Genomic DNA, 1,417 nt, shown 5'->3' with positions numbered 1-1,417 from the left:
TTGATCGCCACCACGGAGATTTCCGCCCGTCGTCCCGATTCGTACAGTGCGCGCAATACGCTGCGGCCGATGCGGCCAAAGCCGTTTATCGCTATGCGGATGGTCATGCTGCTCCTGAAAAAGGGCCGTCCACGCCGGGTGACTCACCGGCGCCGCCCGGCGCTGACTGGTTGTCTCACTAACCCGCATAGAGTAGTGGATCGTACCGCCCGCTGTGAATCGCCGAGTTTGCATTATTCCCGCGCTTCAGCGGTTTTTCACCGCCGTCACATCGGCATTTCTGTTGAAGAGTGCTTCAACTGAAACGCTTCAGCTGAGCATAAACCAAAGTTTTGGCAAAAGGAACAGGTGCGACAGTTCCTCAGGTAACGGACGGGAGTTTTACGAGCATAAGATGATCTGGCGCACATTTTTGGCCTCAAGACCGCGACGAATTTTCGCTCGCCGGCCCCGTTTCGCCGTAGTGCTCACGAAAATAGTCGCGCAAAAATTCGACCGTCACCCGCACTTTCGCCGACGTTGCCAGCCGGGAAACGTACACCGCCCAGATGTTGGCCGGCTGATAATACTCCGGCAGGATGTGCACCAATCTGCCGCTGTCGATGTTCTCTTTTACGTCCCAGGCGGAACGCAGCGCAACGCCCTGCCCGTCCAGGCACCACTGGTGCACGATCTCGCCGTGGTTCGACGCCAGCGCCCCCGTCACCTTCACCGTCTCTTCGCCGCCCGGCCCCTGCAGCCGCCACAGCCCGAACGGGTGATCGCGTTCCTTGATCACCAAACAGGTGCGGCCCGCCAGCTCCGCCGGGTTTTTCGGCACGCCGTGGCGCTGCAGGTACGCCGGCGAAGCGCACAAGATGCGCTGATTGTCCGCCAGCTTGCGCGCAATCAAATTGGGGGCGATATCGTCGCCGATGCGGATATCCAGATCGAACCCTTCGCTGACCAGATCCACCAGCCTATCGGACACGTCGAGCCGCAGCTCCAGCTGCGGGTACTGCCGCGCCAGCGCCGACAGCGCCGGCGCCACGAAACGCCGGCCGAAGCCGAAGCTGCTGACCACGCGCAGCATGCCCTGCGGCGCCTGACGCACCTCGGACAGCTCGTCCATCATCTGATCGACGTCGTTGAGAATGCGCTGCGCCCATTCGTAGATGCGTTCGCCGTCTTCGGTGATCGCCACTCGCCGCGTGGTGCGGTGCAGCAACGACACGTCCAGCGCTTTTTCCAGCAACGCAATGCGTTTGCTGATAAAGGCCGGCGACACGCCCAGCTCTTCGGCGGCGGCGGCAAACCCGGCGCGGCGCGCCACCAGCACGAACACCCGCAGGTCACTCAGGATCGGCATATTGTTCATGATTCGTGTTTTATGTTTCACCGTTTTCAGGGTTGATTAACAGTTAGTCAATTATAGGAT

2 protein-coding genes are annotated in these 1,417 nt (G+C 60.6%); both read right to left on the bottom strand.

Annotated features, from left to right (window positions below; all coding sequences use genetic code 11):
• Positions 1-107, bottom strand: a 107-nt coding sequence (locus AB0I71_RS32520; protein ID WP_357591194.1) for a glyceraldehyde 3-phosphate dehydrogenase NAD-binding domain-containing protein, incomplete at its 3' end; no start/stop codon positions are given.
• A 311-nt stretch (positions 108-418) separates the two neighbouring features.
• A complete protein-coding gene (locus AB0I71_RS32515) occupies positions 419-1,357 on the bottom strand; it encodes a LysR substrate-binding domain-containing protein (RefSeq protein ID WP_025304180.1) in 939 nt (312 codons plus the stop codon).
• Positions 1,358-1,417 lie beyond the last annotated feature (60 nt).

It is taken from the genome of Micromonospora sp. NPDC049891 (genome assembly GCF_040660295.1).
GTDB lineage: Bacteria > Actinomycetota > Actinomycetes > Mycobacteriales > Micromonosporaceae > Micromonospora.
Note: the sequence above shows the minus strand (reverse complement) of the source record. Positions and strands in the feature narration are given on the sequence as shown.

Excerpts from the sequence above, each read along its gene's own strand:
- AB0I71_RS32515 (WP_025304180.1), bottom strand. The coding sequence starts at position 1,357 with ATGAACAATATGCCGATCCTGAGTGACCTGCGGGTGTTCGTGCTGGTG.